25 protein-coding genes and 2 tRNA genes are annotated in these 25,698 nt (G+C 62.3%); 6 read left to right on the plus strand and 21 right to left on the minus strand.

Features of this window, described 5'->3' with window-relative positions:
- Positions 1–208: 208 nt before the first annotated feature.
- The 5 genes from U873_RS37500 to U873_RS0107920 form a co-directional block, all read right to left on the minus strand.
- Positions 209–307: a hypothetical protein gene (locus U873_RS37500; RefSeq protein WP_371261286.1), complete on the minus strand. Its 99-nt coding sequence runs from the start codon at positions 305–307 to the stop codon at positions 209–211.
- A 540-nt stretch (positions 308–847) separates the two neighbouring features.
- The gene (locus tag U873_RS0107905) at positions 848–2,146 is read right to left on the minus strand and encodes a virulence factor family protein (protein ID WP_025127731.1); all 1,299 of its coding nucleotides are present in this window, start codon (positions 2,144–2,146) and stop codon (positions 848–850) included.
- A complete protein-coding gene (mprF, locus tag U873_RS0107910; protein ID WP_025127732.1) occupies positions 2,146–4,794 on the minus strand; it encodes a bifunctional lysylphosphatidylglycerol flippase/synthetase MprF in 2,649 nt (882 codons plus the stop codon). The genes U873_RS0107905 and mprF overlap by 1 nt, the downstream gene beginning before the upstream one ends.
- 278 nt (positions 4,795–5,072) lie before the next feature.
- Positions 5,073–5,149, minus strand: a tRNA-Met gene (locus tag U873_RS0107915).
- Positions 5,150–5,341: 192 nt separating this feature from the next.
- Positions 5,342–5,418 (minus strand) — tRNA-Met (locus tag U873_RS0107920).
- Between the two features lie 295 nt (positions 5,419–5,713).
- Between U873_RS0107920 and dinB the strand changes: the two genes are divergently transcribed.
- Positions 5,714–6,778, plus strand: coding sequence for a DNA polymerase IV (dinB, locus tag U873_RS0107925; protein WP_025127733.1), 1,065 nt, complete (start codon positions 5,714–5,716; stop codon positions 6,776–6,778).
- Between the two features lie 67 nt (positions 6,779–6,845).
- Here the strand turns inward: dinB and U873_RS0107930 are convergent, their stop codons facing one another.
- The 4 genes from U873_RS0107930 to U873_RS0107945 all read right to left on the minus strand — a co-directional run bounded on the left by U873_RS0107930 (position 6,846) and on the right by U873_RS0107945 (position 11,623).
- Entirely contained in the window at positions 6,846–7,799 is a 954-nt protein-coding gene (locus U873_RS0107930) for a hypothetical protein (protein WP_025127734.1), read from the minus strand.
- 17 nt (positions 7,800–7,816) lie between these two features.
- Complete coding sequence (locus U873_RS0107935; protein WP_025127735.1) at positions 7,817–9,532, minus strand: proline--tRNA ligase; 1,716 nt, start codon at positions 9,530–9,532, stop codon at positions 7,817–7,819.
- 129 nt (positions 9,533–9,661) lie between these two features.
- Positions 9,662–11,227: an AmpG family muropeptide MFS transporter gene (locus tag U873_RS0107940; RefSeq protein ID WP_025127736.1), complete on the minus strand. Its 1,566-nt coding sequence runs from the start codon at positions 11,225–11,227 to the stop codon at positions 9,662–9,664.
- A gap of 42 nt (positions 11,228–11,269) precedes the next feature.
- The gene (locus U873_RS0107945; RefSeq protein WP_025127737.1) at positions 11,270–11,623 is read right to left on the minus strand and encodes an MGMT family protein; all 354 of its coding nucleotides are present in this window, start codon (positions 11,621–11,623) and stop codon (positions 11,270–11,272) included.
- A gap of 164 nt (positions 11,624–11,787) precedes the next feature.
- Here U873_RS0107945 and U873_RS0107950 point away from each other — a divergent pair, with 164 nt between their 5' ends.
- Positions 11,788–12,795: a DUF481 domain-containing protein gene (locus U873_RS0107950; RefSeq protein ID WP_025127738.1), complete on the plus strand. Its 1,008-nt coding sequence runs from the start codon at positions 11,788–11,790 to the stop codon at positions 12,793–12,795.
- 100 nt (positions 12,796–12,895) lie between these two features.
- Here the strand turns inward: U873_RS0107950 and U873_RS0107955 are convergent, their stop codons facing one another.
- Entirely contained in the window at positions 12,896–13,105 is a 210-nt protein-coding gene (locus U873_RS0107955; RefSeq protein WP_002554837.1) for a cold-shock protein, read from the minus strand.
- Positions 13,106–13,457: 352 nt separating this feature from the next.
- Between U873_RS0107955 and dcd the strand changes: the two genes are divergently transcribed.
- Both dcd and U873_RS0107965 read left to right on the plus strand, forming a co-directional pair.
- Entirely contained in the window at positions 13,458–14,024 is a 567-nt protein-coding gene (gene dcd / locus U873_RS0107960) for a dCTP deaminase (RefSeq protein WP_011059604.1), read from the plus strand.
- 105 nt (positions 14,025–14,129) lie between these two features.
- Positions 14,130–14,342, plus strand: coding sequence for a hypothetical protein (locus U873_RS0107965; protein WP_025127739.1), 213 nt, complete (start codon positions 14,130–14,132; stop codon positions 14,340–14,342).
- Positions 14,343–14,415: 73 nt separating this feature from the next.
- On the opposite strand, the gene U873_RS0107970 is transcribed toward U873_RS0107965, so the two are convergent.
- The 7 genes from U873_RS0107970 to U873_RS0108000 all read right to left on the minus strand — a co-directional run bounded on the left by U873_RS0107970 (position 14,416) and on the right by U873_RS0108000 (position 22,270).
- Positions 14,416–15,180 carry an ABC transporter ATP-binding protein gene (locus U873_RS0107970; protein WP_025127740.1) on the minus strand — a complete coding sequence of 255 codons (765 nt, stop codon included), beginning with the start codon at positions 15,178–15,180 and terminating at the stop codon, positions 14,416–14,418.
- A gap of 13 nt (positions 15,181–15,193) precedes the next feature.
- Positions 15,194–16,312, minus strand: coding sequence for a succinylglutamate desuccinylase/aspartoacylase family protein (locus U873_RS0107975; RefSeq protein WP_025127741.1), 1,119 nt, complete (start codon positions 16,310–16,312; stop codon positions 15,194–15,196).
- A 23-nt stretch (positions 16,313–16,335) separates the two neighbouring features.
- Complete coding sequence (locus U873_RS0107980) at positions 16,336–17,046, minus strand: ABC transporter permease (RefSeq protein WP_025127742.1); 711 nt, start codon at positions 17,044–17,046, stop codon at positions 16,336–16,338.
- Positions 17,043–17,771 carry an ABC transporter permease gene (locus U873_RS0107985; protein WP_025127743.1) on the minus strand — a complete coding sequence of 243 codons (729 nt, stop codon included), beginning with the start codon at positions 17,769–17,771 and terminating at the stop codon, positions 17,043–17,045. The genes U873_RS0107980 and U873_RS0107985 overlap by 4 nt, the downstream gene beginning before the upstream one ends.
- A 56-nt stretch (positions 17,772–17,827) precedes the next feature.
- Positions 17,828–18,610 (minus strand): transporter substrate-binding domain-containing protein, encoded by a 783-nt coding sequence (locus U873_RS0107990; protein ID WP_025127744.1) that lies wholly within the window; start codon positions 18,608–18,610, stop codon positions 17,828–17,830.
- Between the two features lie 332 nt (positions 18,611–18,942).
- Positions 18,943–21,384, minus strand: coding sequence for a penicillin acylase family protein (locus U873_RS0107995; protein ID WP_025127745.1), 2,442 nt, complete (start codon positions 21,382–21,384; stop codon positions 18,943–18,945).
- A gap of 244 nt (positions 21,385–21,628) precedes the next feature.
- Positions 21,629–22,270 (minus strand): glutathione binding-like protein, encoded by a 642-nt coding sequence (locus tag U873_RS0108000; RefSeq protein ID WP_025127746.1) that lies wholly within the window; start codon positions 22,268–22,270, stop codon positions 21,629–21,631.
- Positions 22,271–22,415: 145 nt separating this feature from the next.
- Between U873_RS0108000 and U873_RS0108005 the strand changes: the two genes are divergently transcribed.
- Positions 22,416–22,964, plus strand: a complete 549-nt coding sequence (locus tag U873_RS0108005) for a cysteine hydrolase family protein (protein ID WP_025127747.1) — start codon at positions 22,416–22,418, stop codon at positions 22,962–22,964.
- A gap of 65 nt (positions 22,965–23,029) precedes the next feature.
- On the opposite strand, the gene U873_RS0108010 is transcribed toward U873_RS0108005, so the two are convergent.
- The 4 genes from U873_RS0108010 to U873_RS0108025 form a co-directional block, all read right to left on the minus strand.
- Positions 23,030–23,230, minus strand: coding sequence for an SEC-C metal-binding domain-containing protein (locus U873_RS0108010; protein WP_007923047.1), 201 nt, complete (start codon positions 23,228–23,230; stop codon positions 23,030–23,032).
- A 6-nt stretch (positions 23,231–23,236) separates the two neighbouring features.
- Positions 23,237–23,722 (minus strand): LEA type 2 family protein, encoded by a 486-nt coding sequence (locus U873_RS0108015; protein WP_025127748.1) that lies wholly within the window; start codon positions 23,720–23,722, stop codon positions 23,237–23,239.
- Positions 23,723–23,787: 65 nt separating this feature from the next.
- Positions 23,788–24,264, minus strand: coding sequence for a YchJ family protein (locus tag U873_RS0108020; RefSeq protein WP_025127749.1), 477 nt, complete (start codon positions 24,262–24,264; stop codon positions 23,788–23,790).
- A 4-nt stretch (positions 24,265–24,268) separates the two neighbouring features.
- A complete protein-coding gene (locus U873_RS0108025; RefSeq protein ID WP_025127750.1) occupies positions 24,269–24,766 on the minus strand; it encodes a DUF6231 family protein in 498 nt (165 codons plus the stop codon).
- Positions 24,767–24,956: 190 nt separating this feature from the next.
- On the opposite strand from U873_RS0108025, the gene U873_RS37390 reads away from it, so the two are divergent.
- Positions 24,957–25,646 (plus strand): OmpA family protein, encoded by a 690-nt coding sequence (locus U873_RS37390; protein WP_025127751.1) that lies wholly within the window; start codon positions 24,957–24,959, stop codon positions 25,644–25,646.
- Positions 25,647–25,698: the final 52 nt, after the last annotated feature.

Consider the following 25,698-nt stretch of genomic DNA (forward strand, 5'->3'; position numbering starts at 1 on the left):
TGGCCGCAGCGGGGGCTTTTTCATTTCTCGGCCCTGTAGGAGCGAGCTTGCTCGCGATAACGGCCTGGCCGTCAATATCGATGCTGATGACAGGACGGTTTCTCCCTGAGCCCACCGGCCCCGAGATCGCCCTTGGTCTTTACGCCGCGAGCGCCTGCAGCACATCGTCCACCACCGTCTTGCCCATGGCGGTCAGGTAGTGCGCCGCTCAGGCGTGACGGTTGCTGTTCCTGCTGTAGGCGGCGTCCTCGGCAAAGGCCTTGGCCAGGGACCGCAGGTCGGAAGCTTGGGCCGGGGCGTCTGCCAATGGGGAGGCCGGGGCAGATCAAGAACGGCGGCAGGTCGGAACGCTAGATGAAAGGGGCGAGGCGGTTTGTTTTCAGTTCACGAGGTGCAGGCGGACTATTTTGGCTCATGGCCATACCCCTTGACTCAAAGAAGTTGCCACGTTCGTTTCCAAGCGAATGGGTGGCAGCTATGCGTGAGTTGGAAAACCGGGAGTCAAGAACCGGCACGCCCAAAGGCGTCCCACGCACAGCTGCCATAACAGAGGGCTGCAGCGGTAAGCCGCTGCAGTCGTGATGGGGTGCTGTTGTGCTTAACTCTTCGGGTTTCCAAGCCCGGTCGCTAAAGAATCAGAGACACCCGGAGCCTATCCCGTCGAAGCGCAGGCCAGCAAGGCGGCAAAGTGCCCAAAACGCCCCCTTACGCAACTTTCGGAGTTTGCCTACAACCTGTGCGGGAGACATCCGCTATTGGGCCGCCTTCAGCGAGGCAACTTGGCGCGTCGAACTAAAAAGCCCCCGCAACCTGAGGCTGCGGGGGCTTTGATGGGGCGAGGTTCAGCTCACTCTTGAGCGCTGGCCTGATCCTTGACCTGGCGCTTCTCGATGGCATCCACCAGGCGCTTGGCCAGTGCCGGGTAGTTCTCATCGAAGTGATGGCCTCCAGGCAGTTTCATGGCTTCACCGACGGCGGTCTTGTCGGTGCAACCACTCTCGTCGACCTCTTCCACACCATAGATGCACACCACTTTGGCCGCTGGCAGCTTGGCCATTTCCGGGCCGGTGGCGGCTTCCTTGCCGGCGTTGCCCAGCCAGCCTTCGACTTCGATCTCGAAGCTGCCGGTGCGGGCGAAGGCCAGCAGGATAATGGCGTCGATGCGCTGTTGCTCGGCTTCCGGCAGGCGGTTGTAGATCGCTGGCAGGACGTCGGCGCCAAAGGAGTAACCGGTCAGCACAAAGCGCTTGGTGCCCCACTTCTGCCGGTAGTGCTGCATCAGTTCGGTGAGGTCGATGGCGCTCTGTTCCGGAGTCTTGTGCTGCCAGTAGTAGCGCAGGGTGTCGATGCCCACCACCGGGTAGCCGATCTTGGCCATCTCGCCGGCCACGTCGCGGTCCAGGTCGCGCCAGCCGCCGTCACCGGAGAGGAACAGCGTCACGGTGTCCTTGGCCTGGCCGGCCGGGACTTCCACCACGGGGATGCTCAGGCCGCCGTTGTCCGAACCCACCAGCAGCTTGCGCAGTTCGTTGTTCAGCACCTGGGGCAGGTGGATGTCATAGTCGCTGATGCTGGTGGTGGCGTTGGGCGTGTCACGCACGAAGCCGGCGCTTTCGTCATCCGGGTTGTCGTTCCAGGCCACCAGCCAGTGGCCGTGGGCCAGGGTCTTGGGCAGTGGATCGGTGCAGCCCGGAGCCGGGTTGATGGTGAAGCCCACCGACACGGCCTGGGCCTTGTCGTCGTTCTGACCGGCGATCCAGCGCCAGGCCAGGGCTGCGCCCGGGCCGATGCCGCTGACCAGGGTGGCCGGGCCGGCCAGTTGTGGCAGGGCGCTTTGCAGGGCTTGTTCCTGCAGCTTGCAGTCGTCCTTGGGCAGCACTACCTGGACGATCTGCGCCGCACCGCTGCGGCTCAGGGCCAGCAGTTGCTTGTCGGTCAGGGTCGCGTCAGGTAGCACCGCCACCACCACCCGGGCCTTGGCCTGGGTGCCAGGGGTCACGCGGGTCAGGGTCGAGCCGTCGGCCTGGGTCAGTTGTTCCAGGGTCGGTTCGGGGGCGGGGCGGTTCCACCACCAGTAGCCGCCACCTGCAATCAGAGCCAGCACCACCAGGGTCGCCAGCAGGTACCGCCAAGAGCGTTGAATCATTAGCGTTTCACCAGTCCAGTCAAGCCGCCTGCAATCAGGGCGGCAGTGTCGGCCAATGCGACCAGCGGGTCCAGCCCTGCCGGCACGGCCATGTAACGAGGTTCCCAGTCAGGCTGGAACTTGTCTTTGAAGCGGCGCAGGCCCTGGAAGTTGTACAGCTGTTCGCCGCGGCGGAACACCATCGAGCCCAGGCGCTGGGTCAGGGGGGCGCCACGCCGTGGTTGCAGGCCGGACAACGGCACCATCCCCAGGCTGAAGCGGGCATATCCATGATTTTTATAATGCTGGATCAGGCCGACCATCATGAATTCCATGGTCAGCTTCGGAGCGTCCGGGTGCGCACGCATCAGGTCGAGGCTGGCCAGGTCGTGGCTGTAGGTCTCGAGCAGGTTGGCGAAGGCCACCGGGCGTCCTTCAAAACGGATGATGGCAATGCGAAAGTGCTTGAGGTACTCGTCGCTGAAGCGGCCGAGGGAGAAGCCTTTTTCCCGGACATTCTTGCCGGTCAGCCAGGCGTCGGAGATCACTTTCAGCTCGTCCATCGGCGCTTGTCCGGGCTCGTGGATCTCCAGCGACAGGCCGTCGCGGGTGCCGCGGTTCCAGGTGTAGCGCAGGTCCTTCATCTCCTTGCCCTTGGCTTCCAGATCAAAGCGCTGCAAGTCGACCCGGGCTTCCTCGCCGAGCTTGATCGCGGTCAGGCCGATGTCCATGTAGTAGGGCAGGTTCTCCGCCCGTACCTGGTAGAACACCGGGCGTGCGTGATGCACGTCGCACAGGTCGCGGAACTGCCAGATCATTTCCGCGCGCTGCTGGGTCGGGCCGATGGGGTCGTACAGCGCCACCAGGCTGCGGCCACGGCGGGCGTACATGAGGAAGGCATCGTCGTTGGGGTGGAACAGCAGCGCCTTGTCACCGGTCAGGGCCAGGCCGCCATCGGGCTGGGACGAGGCCATGAGGATCTTCGCCGCCTTATCCAGTTCTTCGCTGGTGGGCAGGTGGATCACCGGGCGCGCGGTACGCAGCAGCCAGGTCAGGGACACCACCAGCAGCAGCACCGCGGCGCCCAGCAAGGAGCGCAGGCCACGGGGCGCATCGGCGTCCAGGGTGAACTGCCACCACAGCTGATGGCTGTAGGGCACGTCCTGATAGGCGAACAGCAGCAGCCAGATGGAAGCGCCGAGCACGCAGACGCTGGCCACCAGGTACAGCGGCGAGAACGGCAGTTCGGTGAGGCGGCTGGGGCGGTAGAACGAACGACGGAACACGGCCAGCAGGCTGGCGGTGAGGGTCATCAGGCAGGCTTCTTCCCAGTCGAAACCCTTGAGCAGGGAGAGCAGGGCACCTACCAGCAAGAGGATGGTGGTGAGCATCCAGGCCGCTGACAGGCGTCGGCGCAGGCCCTGGGCCAGCAGCAGGCAGAGCACGCCGATCAGGCTGGCGCCGAAGTGCGAGGCGTCCACCAGGCGATGGGGAATCAGGAAACCGATGTGTTGCAGACGGGTGTCGATTTCCGGGGTGGCGCCGGAAAACAGCAGCACCACGCCAGAGAGGAACACCAGCACCGCGAGGATCGGCGCCGCCAGGCCGGAAGCCACCCGAAGCGATTGCCGGGTCTGGAACAGGCGCTGGGCTTCGTTGATCAGCAGCAGGACGCAGGCCACCAGCATCGGCAGCACCACGTAGATCAGGCGATACAGCAATAGGGCAGCGGCCAGGGGCGCAGCGCCGAGCTTGTCGGCGAAGGCTGCCAGCAGGATCGCTTCGAACACCCCGACGCCACCGGGTACGTGGCTCAGTACACCGGCGGCCAGGGCCAGCAGGTACACCAGCAGGAAGGCGCCGAACGGCGGCGCTTCGGGCAGCAGCAGGTAGAGCACGGTGGCGGCTGCGGCGACATCCAGGGCGGTGATGATCAGTTGCAGGAAGGTCAGGCGACGCCCGGGCAGGCGCAGGGTGCGGCGGCCAACCCGTACCAGCAGGTTGTCGCGCAGAGGCTGTTCCGGCAGGCGACGGCGATAGATGCCGATGGCCAGTACCGCTCCCAGCAGCAGGATGGCCAGGGCGATACCCGCCAGCAGGCTTTCCGGCAGGCGCAGGGCCGCCGAGGCAGCAGGCAGGTTGCTCAGGGTGGCCAGGGCTGCCAGCGGGGGCAGGGCGCAGCCCAGGGACAGGCTGGCGAACAGGGTCATATGGGCCACATCGGCGGCCCCCAACCCGTGGCGGGCATACAGTCGGTAGCGCACCGAGCCACCGGACAGCAGCGACAGGCCGATGGCGTTGCCAATGGCGAAGGCGGTGAAGCCGCCCAGGGCCAGGGCGCGGCCGGGCAGGTTGACTCCGGCGTAGCGGCTGGCCGACCACTCGTAGCCCAGCAGGATGATGAAGCCGACGATGGTCGCGCCCAAGGCACCGAGCAGGGCCGGTTTGGGCACTTCGAGGATCGAGTCGTGCAGTGCGTAGAAGTCCAGCTCGCTGAGCAGATGGCGGCAAGCGATCAGGGCGATGGCGAACAGCAGCAGGGTCACGGCCAGGCCCAGTGGCTGGCGGTATTTGCTCAACAGGTCCAGCCAGCGCAAGCGAGTGACTGTAATGGGTTGAGTGGTGGTAGCGGTATCGGCGTCTTGTGAATCAGACATGTTGGCGCGCATCAATCACCTCGTGGATTGTGCGCGACAGGATGGGGGTATCCAGCCAAGTTACCAATCCCTGTAGAAAAAATAATTTCAAATATTAACGCGTCTCACCGTGGCCCGGCGAGCTTGCGCGATCAACGCAAGGTGGTTGCCCCGAGACAGAGCATAGCTTGCATGGTGAAGAGTCGACGCGCTGCTAAAGGTTCGCAACACATTGCCAGATCATTGTTGCCAAAGGACTTTTTCGACAGATACAAAAAAGGCCACTCTTTCGAGTAGCCTTTTTTGATGTTTGGTTGCGGGAGCCGGATTTGAACCGACGACCTTCGGGTTATGAGCCCGACGAGCTACCAGACTGCTCCATCCCGCGTCTGTGTGGCGGCATTCTACAGATGAACGACCGAGTGTCAACCGTTAATGGTCCCAGAGGTCAAATTAACGTCGAAAACCTGGCTGGCCACCTTAAGTCATGGACCTGCAAGGAGTTTTACAGAGCGTGAGGGTAGGACAAAACACCCGCGCACAAAAAAGGCCACTCTTTCGAGTAGCCTTTTTTGATGTTTGGTTGCGGGAGCCGGATTTGAACCGACGACCTTCGGGTTATGAGCCCGACGAGCTACCAGACTGCTCCATCCCGCGTCTGTGTGGCCGAATTCTACAGGGTGATCAGTTTGTGTCAATCATTAAATTTTAAAAAATGCTTCCTGTTCAATCGCTTAGCGTCTTGATATGGCCTTTTGAAGTGGCCTTGGCCCCGCTAGAACGGGGCCTGCAGCTCTATTGAGGGTGCCTTGCCCATTGAAAAAATAAATTCGTTCATCACTGCTGGGCATCAGCCGCTTGATGCAAGGCACTGGTGCTATATACAGGTATCGGTAGATACTTGCTGCCTGCCTTCATTCCAGCCTCTGCCTTCTGTGATCTCTGCCTTTATATGATGCAGCGCAAAATCATCCACATTGACTGTGATTGCTTCTATGCAGCCATCGAGATGCGCGACGATCCGCAACTGGCCAGCAAGCCTCTGGCGGTGGGCGGCTCCGCGGACCGGCGCGGGGTGATCGCCACCTGCAACTATGAGGCGCGGGCTTATGGGGTGCGTTCAGCCATGTCATCGCGGCACGCCTTGACCCTGTGCCCGGACCTGGTGATCGTCAAGCCGCGCATGGATGCCTATCGCGAGGCCTCGAAAGAGATTCACACGATCTTTCGCGACTACACGGACCTGATCGAGCCACTGTCACTGGACGAGGCTTACCTGGATGTCTCCGACAGCCCCAGTTTCGCCGGCAGTGCCACGCGCATCGCCCAGGACATTCGGCGGCGGGTCTCCAATCAGTTGCATATCACCGTGTCGGCGGGGGTGGCGCCGAACAAGTTCCTGGCGAAGATTGCCAGCGACTGGAAAAAGCCCAATGGGCTGTTCGTGATCACCCCGGATCAGGTGGAGGACTTTGTTTCCGAGTTGCCGGTGAACAAGCTGCACGGCGTTGGCAAGGTCACCGCGGACAAGCTGGCGCGCCTGGGCATCGTTGACTGCTTGCAACTGCGCGACTGGACCAAGCTGGCCTTGGTGCGCGAATTCGGCAGTTTCGGCGAGCGCTTGTGGAGCCTGGCCCGGGGGATCGACGAGCGCCCGGTGCAGAATGACAGTCGCCGGCAATCCATCAGCGTGGAGAACACCTATGACGCGGATCTGCCGGATCTGGACAGCTGCCTGCAAAAACTCCCGGAACTGATGGAGACGCTGGCGGGGCGCATTGCCCGCATCGACAGCAGTTACCGGCCAGGCAAACCGTTCGTCAAAGTGAAGTTTCACGACTTTACCCAGACCACTCTGGAGCAGGCAGGGGCGGGGCGGGACCTGGACAGTTACCGACAATTGCTGACCCAGGCCTTCAAGCGCGGCGGCAAGCCGGTGCGGCTGCTGGGAATTGGTGTGCGCCTGCAGGATTTGCGCGGTGCTCACGAACAGCTGGAGCTGTTCAGGGGGATCTAGCCTCGGATGTCAGCGATTCCGGACGCTACCTTGCAAGCGTAGCGCCGCCACCGCTGGCAGGAGAGGGTCAATGGTTGCCGGGATCGGCTACCAGTCGACCGGCATTCTTGGCCAGGGACTTGAGAAATTCGTTCTGCAGCTCCGGATCGTTGCGGGTCAGCTCGATCAAGCTTTGCTCCAGCTCGCTGGCTTCTTCTTCCAGGCCCAGTTCCGACAGGCGCTTGACCCGGTGCACCCATTGGCTCACCTCATCATCTTCAAGGTCGTCGTAGATCAGTGCGTGGGCTTCCAGCAGCTTGCTGCGCAAGTTGCTGCTGATGCTCAGGGACGAGTCCGAGTGCACTTCGTCCTGGGCGTCCTCGACGCTGATCTGCAGTTTGCCGATGTGCTTCAGGTCCTGCTCGGAGAACGGGTTGTCCAGCAGGTTCAAGCGCAGCACGCCATTGCGGTCAGTGCTCAACTCGTAGGTTTCCTTGCCGGCCTTGACCTGCACCGGGCGCTCGCTCCAGGGCAGGCTCGAATACTCCAGGCGCTTGTCGCGCTGGACTTCGCCAATGGCCGCCAGGTTCTGCTGGGCGCGACCGTGGGAGGGCATGTTCATGAACGGGTTGATCCCGGATACGCCGTAGCTGATCCAGTCCTTGGTCACGCTGTCTGGCAGGTTGCCCAGGGCAAAGACATTGACCACGTTGGCGCCCACACCGGCCACCAGGGCCACTGCACCTAGCGGGATCTCGTAGATCTCCCGCCAGGGCTGATAGGGGGTGTAGCGATCGTAGTGGCGAGTGACCTCGAACTCGGTGACTTCGAAGGTCTTCTGCTCATGGATGCGTACCCGACGTTGCGGCAGCTCAAGCACCTTAGGCTCACCGACATCGATCTGCAGGCTGTGGTCGAGCAGTTTGCGCTCGACCCGTTCCTCGTGCTCGCTGCGTTGCGACATCTGATTGGCGCAGCCGCTGACCAGCAGGGCACCGCACAAGGCGGCGCCACCGAGGCTTAAGGTGTTTCGCTTGAACATGACTTCTCTATCTGGTTTCAGCGACGAATACGGGCTTGGAGGAAGGACAGCACGTCGGCCACGGGCAATGCTTGCGCCTCGGCTTCGGTACGGCTCTTGTATTCCAGGTTGCCTTCGGCGAGACCGCGGTCACTGACCACGATCCGGTGAGGAATGCCGATCAGCTCCATGTCCGCGAACTTGATGCCCGGGCTGGTTTTCTTGTCGCGGTCGTCCAGCAGTACCTCGAAACCGGCGGCGGTGAGCTGCGCGTACAGCGTGTCGGTGGCTTCACGGACCTGCTCGGTTTCGTAGCGCAGCGGTACCAGGGCGATCTGGAACGGCGCCAGGGTATCGCTCCAGATGATGCCGTTCTGGTCGTTGTTCTGCTCGATGGCGGCGGCCACCACGCGGGATACGCCAATGCCGTAGCAGCCCATTTCCAGGGTGACCGGCTTGCCGTTCTCGCCCAGCACTTCGCACTTCATCGCCTTGCTGTACTTGTTGCCCAGCTGGAAGATGTGCCCGACTTCGATGCCGCGCTTGATTTCCAGGGTGCCCTTGCCATCAGGGCTTGGATCGCCGGCAACGACGTTGCGCAGGTCGGCCACGCTTGGAACCGGCAGGTCGCGCTCCCAGTTGACGCCGAAATAGTGCTTGTCGTCGATGTTGGCGCCAACGCCGAAGTCGCTCATCAGCTCCACCGAACGGTCGATGATGATCGGCAGCGGCAGGTTCACCGGGCCCAGGGAGCCGGCACCGGCGCCGATGGCGTCGCGCAGCTCGGCTTCGGACGCCATCACCAGTGGGCTGGCAACGCCTGGCTGGTTGGCCGCCTTGATTTCGTTCAACTCGTGGTCGCCGCGGATGATCAGGGCGATCAGCTTGCCGGCTTCCTCGGCGTGCACCACCAGGGTCTTGACGGTTTTCTCGATAGGCAGGTTGTAGCCTTCGACCAACTGGGCGATGGTTTTCGCATCGGGGGTGTCGACCAGGCGCATGGCCTCGGTGGCCGCCGGGCGAGACGCCTCACGCGGCACAGCCTCGGCCTTCTCGATATTTGCCGCGTAGTCGGAGCCGTTGCTGAAGACGATATCGTCTTCGCCGGACTCGGCCAGTACGTGGAACTCGTGGGAGCCGGCGCCGCCGATCGAGCCGTTGTCAGCCTCTACCGGGCGGAACTTCAGGCCCAGGCGCGTGAAGACGTTGCAGTAGGCCTGGTGCATGCGGTCGTAGGTGACCTGCAAGGATGCCTGGTCGGTGTGGAAGGAGTAGGCATCCTTCATGATGAATTCGCGGCCGCGCATCAAGCCGAAGCGTGGGCGGATCTCATCACGGAATTTGGTCTGGATCTGGTACAGGTTGATCGGCAACTGCTTGTAGCTGCTCAACTCGTTGCGCATCAGGTCGGTGATCACTTCTTCGTGGGTCGGGCCGGCGCAGAAGTCGCGGCCGTGGCGATCCTTGAAGCGCAGCAGTTCCGGGCCGTACTCTTCCCAGCGCCCCGACTCCTGCCACAGCTCGGCCGGCTGGGTGCTCGGCATCAACACTTCAAGCGAACCGGCAGCGTTCATTTCTTCACGAACGATGGTTTCGACCTTGCGCATTACCCGCAGGCCCATCGGGAGCCAGGTGTACAGGCCCGAGGCCAGTTTGCGGATCATGCCGGCGCGCAGCATCAACTGATGGCTGATCACGACCGCATCGGAAGGCGTTTCTTTCTGTGTGGCGAGCAAAAATTGACTGGTGCGCATGGTAGGCCGTTGTCGGTTGCTGAAGACTAGAAATGACGGAGCATTGTACGGGCGAGTTCCGCTGGCGTACAGGATTGTGCTCGGAGGCCTCGGGGGGGGGGCCGAAAAGCCCGCAACCCCCGGGATTGATTAGGATTCTTCGCTTGCGGCGGTGCCGTTGGCCGTTGCCTCGGGCTCGGGTTTGGGGCCGGCGCGGCGGCTCTCCTGGAACCAGTGCACGGCGATCAGGATCAACGTAGGCACGCCGAGTATCGCGGTGATGAGGAAAAAGTTGTGGTAGCCGAACTTTTCCACCATGACGCCGGAATAGCCACCGATCAGTCGTGGCAGCAACAGCATGATGGAGCTGAGCAGCGCATATTGCGTGGCGGAGAACTTGAGGTTGGTCAGGCTTGAGAGGTAGGCGACGAAGGCCGAGGTCGCCATGCCCGAACTGAAGTTGTCCAGGGAAATGGTGACAATCAGCATTTCCAGGTTCGGCCCCATGTCGGCCAGCATCAGGAACAGCAGGTTGGTCCCGGCGGACGCGGCGCCGCCGATGAACAGGATCGGCAGGATGCCGAAGCGCACGATCAACAGGCCGCCCATGCCCGCACCCAGCAGGGTCATGATCAGGCCGAAGATCTTGCTGACCCCGGCAATCTGGTCCTTGGTGAAGCCCTGGTCGATGTAGAACACGTTGGCCATCACGCCCATGACCGTGTCCGACATGCGGTAGGTGGCAATCAGTCCCAGCAGCAGGAAAGCCTGCCAGCGGTAACGCAGGATGAAGTCGTTGACCGGCGTAAGCACCGGCGCCAGGCCCCGGCGGCCCATGGCTGACAGGCACAGGGTGCTGAGGGTGATGTAGAGGATTGCCCGCAGGAAGGCCCGGTCCTCCAGCAGCAGGTCCAGCGGGCTCATGCCGTCGAAGATCACGCTGGCGAAGTCGGTGTTGTACAGCTGGGTGAAGGTGGCAGGTACGGAAACCAGCAGCACGATCAGCACGAAGACCGAGATCAACTGGTGGGCGAAGCTGTAGCGTCCCGCAGACAGCTGGGTGCGCAATGGCACCGGTGGTTCGCGCATCAGCAGGGTGGTGACCAGCGCCGGAATCATCAGCACGCCGAACAGCACGTAGGTGCCGGTCCAGGCCGAATGCTTGTAGCTGAAGCCGGTAGAGCCGAAACCTTCGGCGAAGAACAGGGCGCCAGCGGTGGCCAGGAGCACCGCGATTCGGTAGCCGGACATATAGCTGGCGGCCAGCGCAGCCTGGCGGCTGTCATCGGCGATTTCCAGGCGGTAGGCGTCGATGGCGATGTCCTGGGTGGCCGAGGCAAAGGCCACGACCACGGCAATGGCTATCAGCCAGGAAAGATGCTTTTGCGGGTCGCAGAACCCCATGCCGATCAGGCCGAGAATCACCAGGGTTTGCGCCAGCACCAGCCAGGAGCGGCGTCGACCGAGCTTGCCCAGCAGGGGCAGGCGCCATTGGTCGAGCAGGGGGGACCACACCCACTTGAAGGCATACGCCAGGCCGATCAGGCTGGCATAACCGATGGTTTCACGGGCTACACCGGCCTCGCGCAACCACACCGAAAGAGTCGAGAACACCAGCATGTAGGGCATGCCGGCGGCGAAACCAAGCAGCAACAGCACGAGCGTCGAGGGGCTGGCATAGGCGGCAAGTGCGGCGCGCCAGGTTTTACGGGGCATGGGCTGAAGTCTGCCTCAGATGACGGAAACAAAGCGCGCACTCTAACCGCTGTGCTCTACCGGACGCCAGCCATGGCGCTGAATATCCACGCGATTGTTCAGGATAGAGACACCTTCGCCGCGCAGTCTGGCACGCTGTTCGTCGCCCGAGGGGCTGCCGGCCGGCAGGCTGATGCGGCCACCAGCCCCCAGAACCCGGTGCCAGGGCAGGCGCGAGTCGGCGGGCAATTGGCTGAGGGTGCGCCCGACCCAGCGGGCAGCCCGCCCCAGGCCGGCCATTTGCGCCAGTTGGCCATAGCTCACGACCTTGCCTTCGGGGACCTGGGCCAGGGTCAGGTACAGCGCCGTACGTCGGATCTGTGCGGGGCTTTGCGGATCTTCGCCGTGTTCGGTCACATTCGCGGTTCCAGATAGCAGGAAAGGAGGACGCTGGTCGGTAGTGCAGATAACGGGTGGATGCGTATTGAACTCACTCGCAATACCCGGGTCAGTCCTGACTAAGGCTTGTTCAACAGGAATAATGCCGTTTTTTTTCGCAAGATCGAGTCCTGTATCTACTTATGTTGCCAAGAACGTTGCTGTGTTTCGCGGTGCTCAGCACCTCCATGCCTGTGCTGGCCGATACCGTCTGGTTGAAGAACGGTGATCGCCTGAGTGGCAAGATCAAGGTCTTCGATGGCGGCAAGCTGTTGATCCAGACTGATTATGGCGGTGCCATTTCCATTGATTGGAAGCAGGTCAAGACGTTGGAGAGCGATCAGGAACTGCTGGTCAAGCAGGATGCCTATTCCGGGGAAAAGGCCAAATCGCTGCAGGCCTCCGAGGACGGCAAGGTCATCCTGGCCAATGGCGAGGCGCCCAAGACGGTCGAGCTGGCGAGTATCCAGCAGATCATGAAGCCCAAGCCATTGGTGGAGGACATGCTCTGGAAGGGCAATGTCGACGTGGCCATGGACTACAAGCGTGCCGAGAAGAATACCGATGACTACGACATCGACTTCAAGACGTCGGCACGCCATGGCGCCTGGCGTCATAACGCTCAGGGCGAGTACAACCGCGAGTTCCAGGATCACCAGGTGACCACCGACAACTGGAGCGCGGAATACGCCCTGGACCGGTTCATCACCGATAAGTGGTACTGGGAAGGGCGCCTGACCTACAAGCGCGACAAGGTCGAGGACCTGGCGCGGCAGCGGGTGGTGGGTACCGGTCCGGGCTACCAGTTCTGGGACGATGAGCTGGGTGCGTTCTCCCTGGGCTCGCTGCTCAACCGCACGGACTACGAGTATGCCGATGGCGGCAAGGACAACTTCTACTCTCTGGCCATGAAGTGGGACTACAACCGCTACTTGATCGGCAAGCGGGTGGAGTTCTTCACCAATGGCGAAGTGGGGCGGCCGCTGTCGGGTGTGGCTGACTATGCACTGGATGCCGAGATGGGGCTGCGCTACAAGGTCACCGACTGGGCGTCGCTGAACCTCAAGGCAGAAAAGGACCTGATCCGTGGCACCAAGGACAGTGATCTGGACAAGACCCGCTACACCGTGGGCTTTGGCGTGACCTGGTAAGCCGGGGCGCCTTTGCCGCAAGCGAGGGCGCCGACAAAACTGACGGGCACAAAAAAGCCCCGCTGTTGAGGGCGGGGCTTTTTTACTGGATCAGTACAAGTTAGATAACTTGTACTTCTTCAGCTTGCATGCCTTTCTGACCGCGGGTAGCGATGAAAGAAACCTGTTGGCCTTCTTTCAGGCTTTTGAAGCCGTCGGATTGGATAGCTTTGAAGTGTACGAACAGGTCGTCACCGGATTGTGGAGTGATGAAGCCGAAGCCTTTTTCATCGTTGAACCACTTAACGGTACCGGTTTGGCGATTAGACATGGTGTATCTCCTTGGACAAAGTTAACTGCGACTCAGGAAAAGCCCTGGCCGAGACTGAGTGCAAAGAGCAGGAAAAATTCTTGGAGATGGTTGGATCGAAATTCAACATCGTGTAGAGATTCTCAGTGACACAAGCAGCACAGTGGCGCCACCTTAACCCTTTTTCCTGAACGTGCCAATGGTCAGTGCGAAGGTTTCTCAGTTTTCGTGACTGACGGCGAGCTACCGGTCGCCCAGCCCTTGAAAAACACGGGGCGAGGCGAGAAAAACGCCCCAGACTTTGAACCCGGCCACGCGCCCCGGTAAGATGCCGGACCGAATTTTTTCACCTCGTTATTTCAGGACACCCGCCATGAGCATCAAATCGGACAAGTGGATTCGCCGCATGGCGCAAGAGCACGGCATGATCGAGCCCTTCGTCGAGCGCCAGATGCGTGGCGAAGGCCAGGATCGGCTGATCTCCTTCGGGGTGTCGAGCTATGGCTACGACGTGCGTTGCGCCGACGAGTTCAAGGTGTTCACCAACATCAACTCGGCAACCGTTGACCCGAAGAACTTCGATGAGAAGAGCTTCGTCGACATCAAGAGCGATGTCTGCATCATCCCACCGAACTCCTTTGCCCTGGCCCGCACCGTCGAGTACTTCCGCATTCCGCGCAACGTGCTGACCATCTGCCTGGGCAAGAGCACCTATGCCCGTTGCGGCATCATCGTCAACGTGACCCCGCTGGAGCCGGAGTGGGAAGGGCACGTGACCCTGGAGTTCTCCAACACCACGACCCTGCCGGCGAAGATCTACGCCAACGAAGGCGTGGCGCAGATGCTGTTCCTGGAGTCTGACGAAGAGTGCGAAGTGTCCTATAAGGACCGTGGTGGCAAATACCAGGGCCAGCGTGGCGTGACCTTGCCACGCACCTGAGTTCGTCTGTCTGACGAACAGCGGGAATTCCTGAGCGGGCAGGCACTCTATTGAGGGTACTGCCGGCACGCGCAAGGCGTGTCGGGCACAGCTCAGGAGTGCCCCATGAAGATAGATCCGCGAATCAGCGCCGCCTTGGCCAGGTTGGAACCCAATCAGGTCGGCTTGTTGGCCTGGACCCTGCTGGCGCATCCTCCCGTCAGCATGGCGGGCGGTATTCCCGGTCAGCCTGACCCCGACTCTCCGCAACCCCTTGAACCCACCGAGCCTGGCGAGCCTACCTTGCCGGATGAGCCGCCGCCCGCGCCTGTCGCCTGAGGCGACAGGCGCCGGTCCATGGTCCCGACCGCCGCAAGGACGGGCGGACGGGGACATCTGACCTGACTGCCGGCTATTTCAGGTTGCCACTGAGAAATTGCTGCAGGCGTTCGCTCTTCGGATTGCCCAGCACCTCTTCGGGAGGCCCTTCTTCCTCCACCAGGCCCTTGTGCAGGAACAGCACCTGGCTCGACACCTTGCGCGCAAAGCTCATTTCGTGGGTGACCATGATCATGGTCCGTCCTTCCTCCGCCAGCCCCTGGATCACCTTGAGCACTTCGCCCACCAGTTCTGGGTCCAGGGCCGAGGTCGGCTCGTCGAACAGCATGACTTCCGGCTCCATGGCCAGGGCACGGGCGATAGCCACCCGTTGCTGCTGGCCGCCGGAGAGGAAGGCCGGGTACTGGGTGGCGACCCGGGCCGGCAGGCCGACCTTGTCCAGGTAGCGCCGGGCACGCTCCTCGGCGTCCTTGGTGCTGACCCCCAGCACCCGGCGCGGGGCCATGGTGATGTTTTCCAGCACCGTCATGTGGCTCCACAGGTTGAAATGCTGGAACACCATGGCCAGGCGAGTGCGGATCCGTTGCAGCTCCGCCGGATCGGCCACGTGCATGCCGTGGCGATCACTGACCATGCGGATCGGCTGGCCATCCAGGCTCATGGCCCCGTCGTCCGGGGTTTCAAGGAAGTTGATGCAGCGCAGGAAGGTGCTTTTTCCCGAACCACTGGCGCCGATCAGGCTGATCACGTCGCCGGTCCTGGCCTTGAGGGAGACGCCTTTGAGCACTTCGTTGTCGCCGTAGCATTTGTGCAGGCCTTCAACAGTCAGTTTGTACATGGAGCGTGCATCCTCAAGGCGAAAGTAGATAGCCGCTGCGATAGGCTTCGCGGCCGGCGACATGGGCGATGATCATGCCGGCGGTGGCCATGCGCTTCAGCGAGCGGGCGTACAGCAGTCCGGGGTTGTTGCAATGGACAGGGGTGACCCGATCGCTGACCGGATCGATGATTTCGGCCACCAACTGCCCGGCCTGCAGGTATTCCCCCGGCAGCGCGCTGAACACCAGCAGCCCGCCCACCGGCGCCGCTACCGGCTCGACCCCGGCCAGGGGCGTGGCCGGGAAAGGCAGTTCGGGCAGCGCCGGTGGCAGGCCTTCGATAGCGCCGAAATGGATCAGGTAGTCCACCAGGGCCTGGCAGTCCAGGCTGGCCAGGCCATGATTGACGTCACCCTGCCCCCGCAGTTCGACGGTCACGGCAAAGCTTCCCGAGGGGATGGCGAAGCGTGCGCCGAAGCGTTGCTGCAGTTGCCACCACAGCAGAGTGAAGCATTCGTCGAATGACTGGCCGCCGGAGTCGGTGGCCAGCAGGCAGGCTTCGGCACCGATGTAGCGCGCCAGCGGCTCGACCCGGGGCCAGGCCTCGGGGGTGGTGTAGAGGTGTGCCACGGCTTCGAAGTCGCAATGCAGGTCCAGCACCATGTCGGCATCACAGGCCAGCCGTTGCAGGGTTAGGCGCAGGGATTGCAGTTGTGTGGTCGGTCGCTGGCGGCTCAGGGCTGCGGCCAGGTGCCGGCGGATCAGGTCGAGGTTGTGTTGCGCATCGTCATTGAGCTGCTCTTCGACGAGGTTGCCGACTTCCTCGCTGAGGTCGACGAACCAGCGGTTGAAGTTCTGTCCGCTCTCCAGCTCGTAGCGCCCCAGCGGTACGTCCATCAATACCTGTTCCAGGCCAACCGGATTGGCCACCGGCACCAGCACGATTTCGTGGCGCAGGCGGCCGGCGGCTTCCAGCTCCGCCAGGCGTTGCTTGAGGTGCCAGGCCACCAGCATACCGGGCAGTTCGTCGGCGTGCAGGGAGGCCTGGATATAGACCTTGCCCGGGGCCTGGGCAGGGCCGAAATGAAAGCTGTGGACCTGTCGCGCGGTGCCCGGCAATGGGGCGATCAGGTCGTGGATCTCGTGGCGCATTGCATGTTTTCCTGTTGCAAGTCCTAGTGGGTTGGCCCGAGGAAGGCCAGCCAGCGGCGTTCGGCGAGGCGGAACAGGCCCACCAGGGTGAAGGTCACGCACAGGTAGATGATCGCGGCGATGCCGAATGACTGAAACGTCAGGAAGGTCGCCGAGTTGGCGTCCCGGGCGATTTTCAGGATGTCGGGAATGGTCGCGGTGAACGCCACCGTGGTGGAGTGCAGCATCAGGATCACCTCGTTGCTGTAGTAGGGCAGCGAGCGGCGCAGGGCCGAGGGCATGATCACGTAGGCATACAGTTTCCAGCCACTGAGGCCGTAGGCCTTGGCCGCCTCGACTTCGCCGTGGGCCATGCTGCGGATCGCCCCGGCGAAAATTTCTGTGGTGTAGGCGCAGGTATTGAGGGCGAAGGCCAGGATGGTGCAGTTCATCGCATCGCGAAAGAACGCATCGAGCACCGGCTGCGCACGAATCGCGGCGATGCTGTAGATCCCGGTGTAGCAGATCAGCAACTGGATGTAGAGCGGCGTGCCGCGAAACAGGTAGGTGTAGAACTGCACTGGCCAGCGGATGTAGCGCTTGGGCGAAACCCGGGCAATGGACAGCGGGATCGACACCACAAAACCGATACAGATTGATGCGCTGAGCAACCACATAGTCATGGCCAGCCCGGTCATGTGGTAGCCGTCGCTGTAGAGGAACGGCCGCCAGTATTCCTGCAGGAGTTCGATCATCGCACGGCCTCCCGGGCACCGGCCGCATAGCGGCGTTCAAGCCGGCGCAGCACGAAGTTGGAAGCACTGGTGATCAGCAAATAGATCAATGCCGCCAGGACCAGGAAATAGAACAGCTGGTAGGTGCTCTTGCCGGCGTCCTGGGCGGCCTTGACCAGGTCGGCCAGGCCGATGATCGACACCAGGGCGGTGGCCTTGAGCATCACCATCCAGTTGTTGCCGATGCCCGGCAGGGCGAAGCGCATCATCTGTGGGAACACCACGAAGCGAAAGCGCTGGCCGCGCTTCAGGCCGTAGGCGGTCGCGGCTTCTACCTGGCCCCGAGGCACTGCAAGGATCGCCCCGCGAAAGGTCTCGGTAAAGTAGGCGCCATAAATGAAGCCTAGGGTGATGACTCCGGCGCTGAAGGGGTTGATCTCGATGTATTCCCACTCCATGAAATCCGTGAAGGAGGTCAGCCAGGTCTGCAGGCTGTAGAAGATCAGCAGCATCAGGACCAGGTCCGGCACGCCGCGGATCAGGGTGGTATAGAGCTGGGCAGGAATGCGCAGCAGTTTGAAGCTGGAGAGTTTGGCGCTGGCGCCCAGCAGGCCGAGCAGAACGCTGACCAAGAGCGACAACACCGACAACTTGATGGTCATCCAGGTACCTTCCAGCAGCAGAGGGCCGAAACCCTTGAGGCTGAAGGCGGAAAGCCCCAGGTTTTTTAGAAGTTCTTCGAGCATCGATCAGTGACCCGTGGCGATAAAAAAGGCGCCCATCGAGGATGGGCGCCGGCAGGTTATTTACCGCTGTAGAGGTTCAGGTCACCGAAGTGTTTTTTCTGGATGGTGGCGTAGGTGCCATCATCGTGTAACGCTTTGATACCTTTATCCAGAAGCGCTTTCAGCTCTTTGTTACCTTTCGAGATACCGACGGCGGTCTTGGCCGGCAGCAGGGGATCGTCCACCGGCTTGCTGACCTCGTAGTCAGCGCCCTGAAGCGACTTGAGGAAGCCCAGTTCGGCCTGCAACATGTCCTGGATCGAGGCATCCAGGCGCCCGGAAGTCAGGTCGGCGTAGACCTGGTCCTGGTTCTGATAGGCCTGGGTCTTCACCCCGGCCTTGTCCAGTACGGCCTTGGCATAGGCTTCCTGGATAGTGCCCTGCTCATAGCCGACGGTCTTGCCCTTGAGCGATGCGCTGTCTGCGCTCAGGCCCGAGCCTTTCTTGAACACCAGTGCGGTAGGGCCGGAGAACAGCTCGCTGGAAAAGTCGATGACCTTTTCCCGGGCCGGAGTGACGGTCATGGAGGAGATCACACCGTCGAATTTATTGGCCTTGAGGCCCGGGATCATGCCGTCGAAGTCACTTTCGACCCACTTGCACTTGACCTTCAGCTCGGCGCAGATGGCGTTGCCCAGGTCGATGTCGAAGCCCACCAGGCTGCCATCGGCGGCCTTGGATTCGAAGGGGGCATAGGACGGGTCGACGCCGAAGCGCAGCTCCTTGTATTCCTTGGCCAGGGCGGAGCCGGCGGCCATGCACAGCGCCAATGCAGAAAGGGTCAGCAATGCTTTTTTCATTATTCAATCCCTAAGAACCAATATGAGCGCTTGTGGCGCGTGAGTACTGTTACTGGAACGCATAAGACTTAATGAAAGTAGCAATTTCCGAACCAGAGTCCCGAACAAGTGTTTTAAAAGCTGTTGATAGTCTTCGGGCCAAGCGTGCCGAGCACTGAAATGGGGCGTGCTGCTGGCCTGGCGCCAAGAGAGTGCGTGATGTCTGGGAGGGGCCATGCGGCCGGTGCCGAGCGGATGTTCGCCGGGTGGATCGCTGGAGGCTGGGGTGAGGGCCGATCGTTGTCGGGCAAGCCCGCTGGCGCAAGGTGCGCCAGCGGGTTGGAGCAGCTGGATTACTTGCCGGGGACCAAGGTCAGGCGGGTCTTGCCGTAGCTGCGTTCGAAGTTCTGCGGCTGCATCGGGAAGCTCAGGTACTGGGCCTTGAGCCAGCCGTCGATGCCGTTGGCGTAGTTCGGGCTCACCGGGTTGCTGGATTGGCCACTGCTGTTGAGGCCCATCAGCGGCTCGCTCAGTGCGAAGTCGACGATAAAGCGCAGAGTCGGGGTGTGGCTGATGGCAAAGTCCTGGCCCCAGTGATATCCGGCGCTGTTGATGGTGTTGTGGTCGCCCCCCGCCTGCAATGGCCCGCGAATCGCCTGGCCGTTGCTGTTGCTCCAGCGATAGCTGTGCAGCTTGCCCCACTGCCAGGCCTTGCGGTCGCCGCCCATCAGTTGCTCGCCGGCGCTGACGGCCGCCGCCAGGCTGTGGGCAATGACCGTCGGTTTGTCTGCTTTCTGTCCGGCACGCGAGTCGCCCCAGAACGGGCTGTCCTCTCGCCCCAGAAGATGGTCGGCCTGGGCCGAGTAGGACAGGCCGGCGTTGGCGACCAGGGCTTGCCAGGCGATAGCGGACTCCGGGCCGAGTCGACTGAGGAAGATCTGCTTGGCGCTTTCCTGGAGGAACAATTCGTAGAGCGCGGCGTCGGCGGAGCCTGCACTGAGCTTGCCGTCGAAGGCCATCAGCCGGCTGTAGGCTTCGCGGGCCTTGGCCCGGTCAGCCTCGGGCAGGGCCTGGATGGCGTTTTTCAGCGGCTGGGCCATGCCCGGTGCCTCGAACATCTGCTTCAACTTGGCGGCGAACAGGGTGCTCTGGTCGTATTGCAGGGCAATCAGGCTGCGGTTGTCCTGTTTGCCGGCAGACAGCAATTGGCCGATGCGCTCGGCCCGCTCGGGAGCCTCCCAGGAGTTGGACAGTTGCATGCCGTAGCCGCGGGAGATCACCCGTTGATTGGCAGTGGCGATCCAGCCTTGCGCCGGGTCCTGGTCATAGGGATGGAGCATCGGGTCGGCGTAGCCGTCCCAGTCATAGCGCCCGTCCCAGCCGGGAGACGGCAGCAGGCCCTGGCCTTCGCGGCGGTTGGGGAAGCGCCCGGTGACCTGCCAGCCAATGTTGCTGGCGTCGGCATAGACCATGTTCAGGGCAATGGCGCGGATCTCGCGGCTGGCGTCGGAGGCTTTTTCCGCATTCTGCGCCCGGGACAGGTCGAAGAACGCATCCAGGCTCTTGTCGTCCTTGAGCTCCGGCACCTGCAGCGCCAGGCCGTAGCCATTGGCCAGCGGGGTGTTGGCGCCAATCCCCAGCGAGCTGTTGAGCAGTGGGCCGTGGCGGGTTTCGTACACTGCTTCGCGAATTGGCCGCTGGCCTTTGACGAAGTAGGTTTCGTTGCGAACGATGGTCGGCTGCCATTTGCCGTTGTTCAGGTAATACAGGGCATTGCCCTGGCGCTTGAGTTTCTCCAGGAACAGGTCCTGGTTGTCGCCCATCGCTGAGCTCATGCTCCAGGCCAGCTTGCCGTTGAACCCTTGCAGAATGGCCGGCAAGCCAGCAATCGAGGCGCCCGCCACCTGATACTTCGGGGCGCGGAGCTGCACGTAGTACCAGGCGCTGATCTGGCTGTCGCTGGCCAGCAGGCTGCGACCGCTGCGGGCGCGCTGCGGGGCCACCGCCAGGTTGCTGCCCCCGGTGGCCCCCAGGGTGTTGAGGGCCGACATCTGCCTGGCGGCAAGGCTCAGCTCGGCCAGGCCGGGCACCTGCACGGCCAGCCCCTTGAGCTTGTCGACCTCGGCCATGGGCAGGGGTTCATCGGGGTAGCTCGGCGTCAGCCAGGGCAGCGTGTCGCTGCCGACTTTTTGCGTGAGGACCAGCGCATTGATCTCTTCCAGCAGGTTGGCGGACTGGCCGAAATTCAGCAGGCAGAAGATCAGCGCCGAATCCTCGGCCTTCCAGTATTCGGGGGTGTAGCCCTTCGACGCCAGATCCGGCGGCAGTTTGTCGCGATAGCGGAACAGGTAGGCGTTGACCCCCCGGGCATAGACCTCGAAGAAACGCTTGATGCGTGGCGACGAGGCCTTGTACAGCTCGTCGGCGCTTTTCTTCAGGTTCACCGCGCGCATCAGCCGGTCGACGTCCAGCACCTCGGCGCCGGACATCTCCGCCAGCCGGCCCTGGGCCAACAGACGCAGGGTGACCATCTCGCCGATGCGGTCGCTGGCGTGCACGTAGCCGAGGGTGAACAGCGCATCGTGGAAGCTGTTGCTTTCGATCAGCGGTACACCGACAGCATTGCGTCGTACGGAAACGTTCTGCGCCAGCCCCTTGAGCGGTTGTACGCCAGAGGTGGGCGGCAGGGTGTTCTGAGTGTTCCAGGACTGGCATCCGGCCAGGCTGAGAGCGCCGGCCACTGCCGCAGCAACGCCGAACCGGGGAAGAAAATGTGAGAGGGCTGGCGAGGCCATGGCAAAGCTCCTGCGGGGGGTAGCGTCGATAAAGGCGCTACGTTAGTGAGCAGGCGAGTGCCACGCAAGCGCGGGCAGGAGGTATTTCTCGAGCGCGCGATAAATAGTCATCGCCGGGACCCCGCGACCTGCGAAAACCCGTAGAAGCCGGCTTGCCGGCGAAGAGGCCTTCGGTCCCTGAATCGCCCTCGTGGCCGCTTTCGCTGGCAAGCCAGCGCCTACAAGAATCGACTGCGCGGGGAGGCTATGGCGCGGGATTCACTTGTTCCACCAAAGCGTATGCGCGCTCGGTAGCCGGCCGGGCCCGGATGCTGTTGAACCAGCGCTGCAGGTGCGGAAAGTCCTCGAGCTTCTGGCTCTGCTTCTTGTACGACGCAATCCACGGATAGATCGCCATGTCGGCAATGCTGTATTCGTGGCCGGCGACGAAGTCCCGGTCTGCCAGGCGCCGGTCCAGCACGCCGTACAGGCGCGCGGTTTCATCCACGTAGCGCTTGATGGCGTAGGGGATCTTTTCCGGGGCGGACTGGCTGAAGTGATGGTTCTGTCCGGCCATCGGCCCCAGCCCGCCCATTTGCCAGAACAACCATTGCAGGGCTTCCTGGCGGCCTCGCAGGTCCTGGGGCAGGAACCTTCCGGTCTTTTCCGCGAGGTACAGCAGAATGGCTCCGGACTCGAACAGCGACAGCGGCGCCCCGCCATCCGCCGGCTCATGGTCGACGATGGCCGGGATGCGGTTATTGGGGGCGATCTTCAGGAACTCGGGCTTGAATTGTTCGCCCAGGCCAATATTGACCGGGTACAGGGTGTAGGGCAGGCCGGCCTCTTCCAGGAACAGGGAGATCTTGTGGCCGTTGGGGGTGGTCCAGTAGTACAGGTCGATCATGCAGTGCTCCAAGTGAGATGCGTCTGTATTAAGCGACAGCAAACTTCGGCATTAGATCGCCCGGTGTGCATTCTTTGGCTTGCCGGCAACAGGAGGTGATGCTGAAGTGGGAGCAATTCAATCACGGCTCGACAGAGAGTTTTTCATGCCCATCCCCGCCAGCACGGCATTGATGCTCATCGATCAGCAACAAGGCATCCTCCATCCCCGGCTTGGCCCGCGCAACAACCCCCAGGCAGAGGAGCGGATGCTTGAATTGCTGGCGTATTGGCGCGCCCGAAACTGGCCGGTGATCCATGTGCAGCACCTGTCGCGCTCGACGGATTCGGTGTTCTGGCCTGGGCAGTCCGGCGTCGAGTTCCAACCGTGCTTTGCGCCCCGGCCGGGGGAATGGCTGATCCAGAAGCAGGTGCCGGACGCTTTTTGCGCCAATACCCTGGAGGCGGACCTGCGAGAGGCGGGGATCGAGCAACTGGTGATCGTCGGCGTGGCCACCCACAACTCGGTGGAGTCGACGGCGCGTAGCGCCGGTAACCTGGGTTTTGCCGTGTGGGTGGTGGCCGACGCCTGCTACACCTTCGACAAACTCGACTTTGCCGGCCGGGCTCGTACCGCCGAAGAGGTGCACGCCATGTCGCTGGCCAACCTGGATGGCGAGTACGCCACCGTGCTGACCCTGGCGCAGCTGCTGTAGAAACAGCCAGGCCGGGCCCAGCTTGCCGGCGGATTCACGCAGGCAAGCGTGCTTGCGCTGTCAGATCAAGCGCCGTGGCACTTCTTGAACTTCTTGCTGCTGCCGCATGGGCAGGGGTCATTGCGGCCGACGTCCTTAAGGGCGTTGCGCACCGGCTCCTGGTGGGCGTGGTTGCAGTGCGGGCCGTGAACATGGCCATGGTCATGATCGTGGTGGTCATGATCGTGATTGCAGTCAGGGCCATGGACATGAGGTTGTTGGGTCATTGCTGGTTACTCCGGAATAAAATCGCCGGGAATTATCACGCCATTGCGCTTCAGGTGCACGTCCCGGCCGATGAATAATCCGATTTCCAGCTCGCCTTCCAGGCGATAGGGGATCGGGCGCTGCGGGTTGCGTAGCAGTTTCACCACGTCGCGGATCTGGGGCCAGAGGTTGGTGCGCACCGGCACCTTGAAGAAGCGGCTGCTGTGGGGCGTGACGGTGAACCAGTGTTCATGTTCGCCTTCACTGAGCAGAAAACGCTCCAGGTAGACGCGGTAGGTCAGGCGGCGCACCGTCAGGTCGCTGTCGTTGGGATTGTCCACGCGCAGGTGCAGGGTGAAGCGTTGCTCCAGCAGGTTGGCCTTGACCACCTCGACCTTGACCAGGTGCACCGTGGGGTCTGCTTCCTCGTCGGTGAACCAGGACACGCAGCCCGACAGGCCCAGTACCCCAAGCAGGCAGATTGTCCGTAACGCGCGCAGCTCACCGATCATTGCAAGTGTCCCTTTGAAGCCCCGTTGCCCGTCCTGGGCGTGGGGAGAGCGTAGCCAGCGAAGGCTCAGCGGGTGAAATAGCTGGCGCAGCACTTCTTGAACTTGTGCCCGCTGCCACAGGGGCAGGCGTCATTGCGGCCAGCCTTCACCGGCACCGTGGGGTCGATGAAATACCAGCGCCCCTGATTCTGCACGAACGACGAGCGCTCCCGGTGGCTGTGTTCGCCCTGGCTGTCATGCCAGCGTGCGGTGAAGGTGACGAAGGCATGCTCGGGCTGGCCGCCGAAGACTTCCGAGCTTTCCACCTGCAGCCCCAGCCAGGTGCTTTGCGCACTCCAGTCACTGATGGACTGGCGATCCAGGCCGGTTTGCTGGGTGGGCAGCGTGGTGGCCAGCAGGTAATCCACCTGCCCCAGCACATAGGCGCTGTAGCGCGAGCGCATCAGGGCTTCGGCGCAGGGCGCGGGATGGCCGGCATGGTAATGGCCGCAGCAGGCGTCCAGCAGGTTACCGCTGCCACAGGGACAAATCGAGGCACTCATTGGGTTACCACCAGTACTTTCCAAAATTTTCCGGGTTTGCCCAGAAACGAGCGTTGAGCCAGTCGGGCACTTGTTTGTATTCAAGCAGATCGTAGGTAAACAGGGTCAGCACCTGTTCTTCGCGCTGGAAGTGCTCGCTGGCCTGCAGGGCCAGGGAAAAGAAGTCGGTCTCCTGCCAGCCGCAGGCGGACAGGTCGGCGAGCACCGCGATCCGGCTGGCATTGAGGTTGCGGATCCCCCCCAGCAGGTTCAGGCCATCGCGCTTGGGCAGGTGCTCCAGGCAATCCACCACCAGGGCCAGGTCGAAACGCTGCGCGGCCAGTGCGGCGGGCAGCGGGCCGGGCTCTGCCTGGGCCACCTGGGTACCGGGGTGGGCCTGCTTGAAAGCGGCCAGCGCGGGGAAGTCGCTGGCCCCGATCAGCAGCAGCCGTTGCGGTGCGTAGCGATCCAGCAGGGCTGCCAGAGCCTGCTGGGGTGTGCGGGTAGAAAGGTCGGCGCTCATCTTGGCTCCTCGATCAGAGTGTTAAAGACTAGCGTGCCGGCATCTGCGGGCCTAGAGCGGTTCACCACTAAATCGACGAACCTCCCGTGTTTACGGGACCAAACCGGTGATAGCCGGGTGCTGGCGCAGATGAAAGGTGCGGTCTTTACTCCGTGAATCGGCCTCGAGCCGATCCCTCAGGAGAAATCAGATGAGCATCATTCGGACGGCAGTACCCCTGGTTCTGTTAACCAGTGTGTTGACGGGTTGTGCAGGTTTGCAGAAAACCGACTGGCCGATCTGCGCCGCAGTGGGCGGCGTCACGGGCGCGGCGCTGGGCGCCACCGAAAGCTCCTCATGGGCTGGCGGCGGCGCGTTGCTGGTCGGTGGCCTGGCCGGAGCCTATTGCTGGGTAAAAGGTGATGGCGACGAGGACGGTGATGGCGTGCCGGACAGCCGTGACAAGTGCCCCCATACGCCCAAAGGCGTACAGGTCGATGCCAATGGCTGCCCTCCACCGCCACCGGTGGTGGAAGAGGTGGTGGTGGTCAAGGAAGAAACCATCGTCATCCGCGATGTGCACTTCCACTTCGACTCGGCCAAGTTGACCGACGCCGACAGGACCAAGCTCAACACCATCGTGACTCGCCTGAAACAGGAAGCACCGAGCGCGCAACTGCGAGTGACCGGCTACACCGACAGCGTCGGCAGTGATGCCTACAACCAGAAGCTCTCGGATAAACGTGCTCATTCGGTGGTGGAATACCTGATCGCCAACGGTATCCCTCGCAGCAGCTTCGTATCGGTCTCCGGTGCGGGTGAAAGCCATCCGGTGGCGGATAACAAGACCGCCGAAGGCCGGGCAATGAACCGTCGCACGGAAATCCAGATCAACCGCTGAAGCCCTTTGCCGGCGCGGCTTGTGCAGCTGTGCATGGCAGTCTTTACTCCTG

Source organism: Pseudomonas sp. PH1b (assembly GCF_000633395.1).
Taxonomy (GTDB): Bacteria; Pseudomonadota; Gammaproteobacteria; order Pseudomonadales; family Pseudomonadaceae; genus Aquipseudomonas.